Below are 6,490 nucleotides of genomic sequence, written 5' to 3'. Positions count from 1 at the left end.
CAAGGACGGCGGGCAGGAACGCAACCAGATCCGTTACCTTGTGCCGAAGGATGAGCCCGCCACGGCGCCTGCACGCCCGGCAGCGCCGCAGCGCCCTGCGCGCCCGTCCTCCGGCGCGACGCCCACTGCGCCCGCTCGCCCCAACGCCGCGCCGTGGAAGGCCAAGGCCTGAGGACTGACTGAGTAACCGCCGCCGGACGTTTTCTGACATCCGGCGGCGGTGTTCCCCTCAAAACGACGGAGACATCGATGGATACCCTTCTTTCCGCTGATTCAGCGGCCGCCGGAGCCTTGCCCGGAGCTACCACTGACATGCGCAGGCTGCGGCTTGCCGCCCTCGACGACAATATCGCCCGCATCCACACCCAGATTGCCGCCGCCGATCTCGAGCGCCAGGCCAAGGGCAAGAGGATCGATCCCGGCTGGTTCCACCGCGCCAAGACGGCGCTGCGTCATCTGCAGCGCGAACGCGCGGAGTTGCTTGCCACGACCCCTGCCGCCGCCACGCGCAAGGCCACCCTCAAGGACGCGATCATCGAAGTGGTGCGCCGCGAGCATGATGACGCGAGCTGGGCCGCCGTTCTGAACGAGGCGCATCGCCTCACCGCAGGGGAGGGCTGAATAATGGTCAAGATTCCTCCCATGTTCATGGCAACCGTGGAAGCCATCTATTCCGCCTACGAAGATGGGCGCAATGAGGGTTTCCGCGAGCATCTCGGCGCATCGCTCATCGGCAAGCCCTGCGAGCGCGCGCTCTGGTATGACTTCCGCTGGGTGACGGCTGCTCAGCACAGCGGCCGCATTCTGCGACTCTTTCAGACCGGGCATCTTGAGGAAGAGCGGCTGGTGCGCGATCTGCGCGCCAGCGGCGCTACCGTGCTCGAGGTCGATCCCGAGACCGGCCGCCAGTTCAAGGTCGAAGCACTCTCCGGGCACTTCGGCGGCTCGCTTGATGGGCTTGCCGTCGGTCTCCGCGAGTCGCCCCGAACGTGGCATGTGCTCGAGTTCAAGACCCATTCCGCGAAGAGTTATGCTCAACTGGTGGCCAAGGGCGTTGCGGCGTCCAAACCGCAGCATGCCGCGCAGATGCAGATCTATATGCATCTGATGGGGCTGACCCGGGCCTTCTACCTCGCTGTCTGCAAGGACACCGATGCGCTTTATGCCGAGAGGATCGAAGCGGATCCTGCCCAGGCCGAAAGGCTGCTGGCCAAAGCCTCGCGCATCATCGATGCGGCTCGCCCGCCGTCCCGCATCAGCGAGGATCCCGCCTGGTTCGAGTGCCGCATGTGCAGCCACCGTGCCGTTTGCCACGAGGGCGCAATGGCTGCCGTCAATTGCCGGACCTGCCTGCATTCCACGCCCGTCGAAGGCGGCTGGCACTGCGCCCGGCACGATCGGATGAGGGATTTTGGCCAGCAGCTCAATGGTTGCCGAGACCATCTGTTCATTCCTGATCTTGTCAACGGTGAGGTCATCGATGCGACTGAAAACTTCGTCGTCTATCGCATGAAAAACGGCACGGATTGGGTCAATGTTGTGCGTGGCGAAGAGGAGTCGGAATGATGCTGACCCTTCGCCCCTACCAGCAGGACGCCATCGACGCCATCTACGCCTATTTCGAGGACCACAAGGGCAACCCGCTGCTGGTCCTTCCGACAGCTGCGGGGAAATCCCTGGTACTTTCGGCGTTCTCCGAGGGCGTGCTCAGGACCTGGCCCGACCAACGCATCCTTGTCGTCACGCATTCCCGTGAGCTCATTGCCCAGAACCACGCTGAGATGGTGGGGCTGTGGCCCGAGGCTCCGGCGGGGATCTATTCCGCCGGACTTGGGCGGCGCGAGGCGGATGCGCGCATTCTCTTCGCAGGCATCCAGTCGGTGCACCGCAAGGCTGCCGAGATCGGTCACTGCGATCTCGTCCTCATAGACGAGGCGCATCTGATCCCGACCGTCTCGGCAACCATGTACCGTCGATTCCTCTACGAGCTCACTGCCATCAACCCGAAGCTCAAGGTGATTGGCCTCACGGCGACGCCCTATCGGCTCGAGAGCGGCATGCTGCATGAGGGCGAGGGGGCGTTGTTCACCGACATCGCCTATGAGATCTCGGTGCGCGAGCTGATCGACCAGGGCTATCTTTGCCCGCTCATCAGTAAGCAGCCGAAGACGAAGCTCAGTGTGGTGGGCGTCGGCAGCCGCGGTGGGGAGTTCATCGCCAGCGAGTTGCAGGCAGCGGTCGACAAGGAGGCCATCACACGGGCCGCCGTGTCCGAGATCATCGCCTATGGTGAAGATCGGAAGTCATGGCTGGCCTTCTGCTCCGGCGTCGATCACGCCCGCCATGTCGCCGAGGAGTTCCGCAGCCGCGGCATCTCCTGCGAGACTATCTTCGGCGATACGCCAAAGGATGAGCGTGACGGCATCATTGCCGCGTTCAAGCGTCAGGAGATCCGGGCGCTCGCCTCCATGGGCGTGCTGACCACCGGCTTCAACGCCCCGGCGGTTGACCTCATCGCCATGCTGCGTCCCACCAAGTCCGCCGGGCTTTACGTCCAGATGGCCGGGCGCGGTACACGGTTGGCGCCGGACAAGCGGAACTGCCTGGTTCTCGACTTCGCCGGCAATGTCAGCCGCCACGGTCCCATCGACCTCGTGCGCCCGAAGAAGCCCGGCGAGGCCGGCGACGGAGCGGCACCGACAAAGCTGTGCCCCGAGTGCGATGCCATCGTGCCGTCGGCTGTCCGGGCCTGTCCGGAGTGCGGCTACGAGTTCCCGCGCGAGGTCGTCAAGATTGCGCCCACAGCGTCGACACTTGCAATCCTGTCTGGGCGGCGTGATCGCTGGATCGAGGTCACCTCCGTCTCCTACAAGAAGCACACGAAGGAGGGCAGCCCGACTTCCCTGCGCGTCGAATACCACTGCGGCCTGGTCATTCACAAGGAATGGGTGTGCCTGGAGCACCAGGGCTATGCCCGGCTCAAGGCGGAGGGCTGGTGGCAGCGCCGCGCGCCATCATTCGTGCCGATACCGCGGACCGTGGACGAGGCGTTGAATGCGGCCGGTGGCCTGCTGCGCCCGAGCCATATCTTCGTCCGTTCGAACGGACAGTTCACCGAAGTCTCCAAACACAGGTTCGAAGCATGCATCACAACCCGGAAGGCCTCTGCGCCGTCTGCCACCGTGAACCGCTCCACCATGGCTGGTTCGACCCAGTCTACCAGGCTTCCGACCCCCGGCGGGACGCAAGTCGAAAACGGCTCTGCAGCCGTGTCTGCCAGGACATCTGTCACGGGAGGAAAGGCATGATCGACCCGACACCAAACGAGAAGGCGGCCATGGAGCGTGGCGGCCAGATGGGCGGCGAGTATCTCGAGAGCATCGGCAAGACCGATCTCGCCACCTTCACGGTGGAGGAGTGGTCCACATTCATTGAATGCGTGGTCACGGGCTACTGCGATTGCCTCCGTGAACTTGCGTCTACCGACAGAAACCGGCTTGACGCCATGAAAGAGGGAGTACCCTTCTGATGAAAACAGAAAACTTCATGGCGCGCTACGGCGAACGCCTGCTGACCAATGGCTATTCCATCCTGCCGATCGCGCCCGGAACCAAGAAACCGGGCCGCCATGCGCGGGGCAAATGGAGCGATTATCCGGAATGGAACCGCCATGCGGCGCGTTCAACCACCGAGATCGAGCTCAAGTCCTGGTCACGCTGGCCGGGCTGCGGCATCGGCATCGTGGGCGGGGCGGTCGCGGCAATGGACATCGACATTGCCGAGGACCCGGCTCTCGCGCTCGAAATCGAGAAGCTTGCGCGCGAGCGGCTCGGTGATACGTCTGCCGTGCGCATTGGCCGGGCGCCCAAGCGCATGCTGGTCTATCGGACGGCATCGCCCTTCAAGGGCATCAAGCGCCATCCGCTGGAAGTGCTCTGCCTTGGTCAGCAGTTCGTGGCCTATGCCGTTCATCCGGACACGGGCGAACCTTATTCCTGGCCGGAAGAAGGTTTGGCGGACATCGATATCGCCAGCCTGCCTGAGATCGACGAGGACATGGCGCGCGCGTTCCTCGAAGAAGCCTCGGCGCTTCTGCCGGAGGGCATGCGGCATGTGACGCTCGCGGGCGGAGGGCCCGCAGCTATTGCCCCCTCCCACGCACAGGCTGGTACCATGTCGGCCATTCGCGCAGCGCTGGCATTCATTCCCAACGCTGAGCTGGATTATGACAGCTGGGTCCGCATCGGGCTTGCGCTCAAGGGCGCCGTGGGTGATGCAGGCGAAGAGCTCTTCGCCTCCTGGTCGGCCCAGGCCGCCAAGAATGACGATGCCTTCACGGCCAGGAACTGGGCGTCGTTCAAGCCGAATACCATCGGGGCGGGCACGATCTATCATCTCGCCATGGAGCGCGGCTGGAAGCCGGATGCCGGGCTTGTGCTGGATGGTACTGCCACCAAGGCAGAAAAGCATCCGGCGACGGCGCTGCTGGAAAAGATCAGCGCAGGTGCGGGGGGTGCCGCGCAGGCGAGCGATACCCCACGCCTGGTCATTCCGCCCGTTCCCGCGCTCGACCGGCTGGATGGTGCGCTCGGCCTTCTGGTGAACCACATCCTTGTCACAGCAATCCGCCCGCAGCCCTGGCTCGCGGTCGGTGCTGCTCTGGCGGCGCTGGGCTCCCTCATGGGCCGCAAGGTGCGAACCGAGAGCAATTTGCGCTCCAACATCTATGTTCTCGGCATCGCCGAGAGCGGTGGCGGCAAGGATCATGCGCGCAAGGTGATCAAGGAGGTCTTCGTCCAGGGAGGCCTTGCGGCACACCTCGGTGGTGAGCGGCTTGCTTCCGGGGCAGGGCTCATTACCGCCCTGTCGCGGCAGCCTGCATCGCTGTTCCAGATCGACGAGTTCGGCAAGTTCGTCGCCAACGTCGTCGACAAGCGCCGGGCGCCGAAACATCTCACCGAGATCTGGGACCTGTTCACGGAGTTGGCTACCAGCGCCGGCACCACCTTCTTCGGCGCCGAATATGCGGACCAGCGCGAGCGCCCACGGCAGGATATCATTGAGCCCTGCGCCTGTATCCATGGTGTCACCGCCCCGGGGCCGTTCTGGGAGGCGCTCAACAGCGGCGCCCTGCAGGACGGCAGCCTGGCGCGGTTTCTCATCTTCCGCAGCGAGGAGGGCATTCCCGATCGGAACCGTCAGCCGGGAACGGCTACGGACCTTCCCGTTGACCTGATGGACGCAATCCTCGCTGTTGCCGGGGTCGGCGTGAAGGGCGCGGGAAACCTCGCTGCGACAGGTGCACCGTCCACGCGGCCCGAGAGCCTGGTCGTGCCTATGGACGAGGAGGCGCGTGCCATATTCGATGAGCTGGACGATCACATGACCATGCGGCAGCGCGCGGCGATCGGCACCGATCAGGGGGCGGTACTCGCTCGCGTCTGGGAGAACGCTGCGAAGGTGGCCCTCATCAAGGCGGTCAGCGCCAATCCCGCGGCGCCCGTCATCCGCCGCGTGGATGCGGTCTGGGCGCGGGAGTTGGTGGAACACTGCGCTGCAACTCTTCTCGTTCAGGCCGAGCGCCATCTCGCCAACAACGACATGGAACGTTATCACAAGCAGGTGCTCGAATTCGTGCGCGAGGCAGGAAAGGAAGGCATCCGGCACAATGAGCTCACGCGAAAGTGCCAATTCATCGATCCCAAGCTCCGGCGCGATATCATCGAAGCGCTGGTCGAGGGCGAGCAGATCCGCTCAGAACTGCTTCGCAACCATGGCCGTCGCGCGATTCTCTACCGCGTTCGCCAAGGCAACTCGTCAAACGTCAACAAGGCGTCAAATGACGAATAGGAGGGGTCAAGCTATTGATTTCGATTCCATTTTTCTATTCGTCAATTCGTCAAGCGTCACCCAGAGAGAGGTTACCCCTATGGGGTGGAATTGGAGGAAGTTCGAGGGAGGGGTGCTGTAGTGACGAATTGACGAATACACCTAGTAATCAATAATATATATATATTACAATAGAATAAGCCTGAATCTATTCATCAACAACTCGTCAAAATCCTGTTTGACGAATTGACGAATAGAACCGACTGACCAGACCAGACCCCTTTCGGGCCCGGGCGATGCGCCTCCCTCACCGGACAGCGGCTTCGCCCCGGCCGCCAACCCGAAGAGGAGGTCGTCATGACCCAATCCCCCGATCATACCGCGAGCATCCTTGCCCTCGATTTGGGCACCACCACCACCGGCTGGGCTGTCCGAACCAGCCGGTGCCGCATCGTCCACGGCACGGCGGAATTCCGGCCAAGCCGCTTCGAGGGCGGTGGCATGCGCTATCTGCGCTTCGGCAAGTGGCTCGATCAGACGCTGGAGATCACTGGCGGTATCGATGCCGTGTACTTTGAGGAAGTGCGCCGACATATCGGCACGGACGCGGCACATGTCCACGGTGGTCTGCTCGCCACGCTGACGGCGTGGTGTGAGGCTC

General features: G+C 63.4%; 5 protein-coding genes and 1 pseudogene. All 6 read left to right on the top strand.

Annotation, left to right across the window (positions count from 1 at the left end):
* The first annotated feature begins 249 nt into the window (after positions 1-249).
* On the top strand, positions 250-621 hold the full coding sequence (locus ACILRA_RS18140; RefSeq protein WP_395663470.1) for a hypothetical protein: 372 nt from the start codon (positions 250-252) through the stop codon (positions 619-621).
* A gap of 36 nt (positions 622-657) precedes the next feature.
* Complete coding sequence (locus tag ACILRA_RS18135) at positions 658-1,566, top strand: PD-(D/E)XK nuclease family protein (protein ID WP_395663469.1); 909 nt, start codon at positions 658-660, stop codon at positions 1,564-1,566.
* Positions 1,563-3,308, top strand: coding sequence for a DEAD/DEAH box helicase (locus ACILRA_RS18130; protein ID WP_395663468.1), 1,746 nt, complete (start codon positions 1,563-1,565; stop codon positions 3,306-3,308). Before ACILRA_RS18135 ends, ACILRA_RS18130 begins: the two co-directional genes overlap by 4 nt.
* Entirely contained in the window at positions 3,305-3,529 is a 225-nt protein-coding gene (locus ACILRA_RS18125; protein WP_395663467.1) for a DUF6511 domain-containing protein, read from the top strand. Before ACILRA_RS18130 ends, ACILRA_RS18125 begins: the two co-directional genes overlap by 4 nt.
* Entirely contained in the window at positions 3,529-5,850 is a 2,322-nt protein-coding gene (locus tag ACILRA_RS18120; protein ID WP_395663466.1) for a PriCT-2 domain-containing protein, read from the top strand. The genes ACILRA_RS18125 and ACILRA_RS18120 overlap by 1 nt, the downstream gene beginning before the upstream one ends.
* Positions 5,851-6,186: 336 nt before the next feature.
* Positions 6,187-6,490, top strand: a pseudogene (locus ACILRA_RS18115) (hypothetical protein); the annotation flags it as partial.

The sequence above is a fragment of the Aestuariivirga sp. genome, assembly GCF_044239095.1.
GTDB lineage: Bacteria > Pseudomonadota > Alphaproteobacteria > Rhizobiales > Aestuariivirgaceae > Aestuariivirga.
The sequence above is the reverse complement of the archived record's forward strand: the minus strand, read 5'-3'. Positions and strand labels throughout refer to the sequence as shown.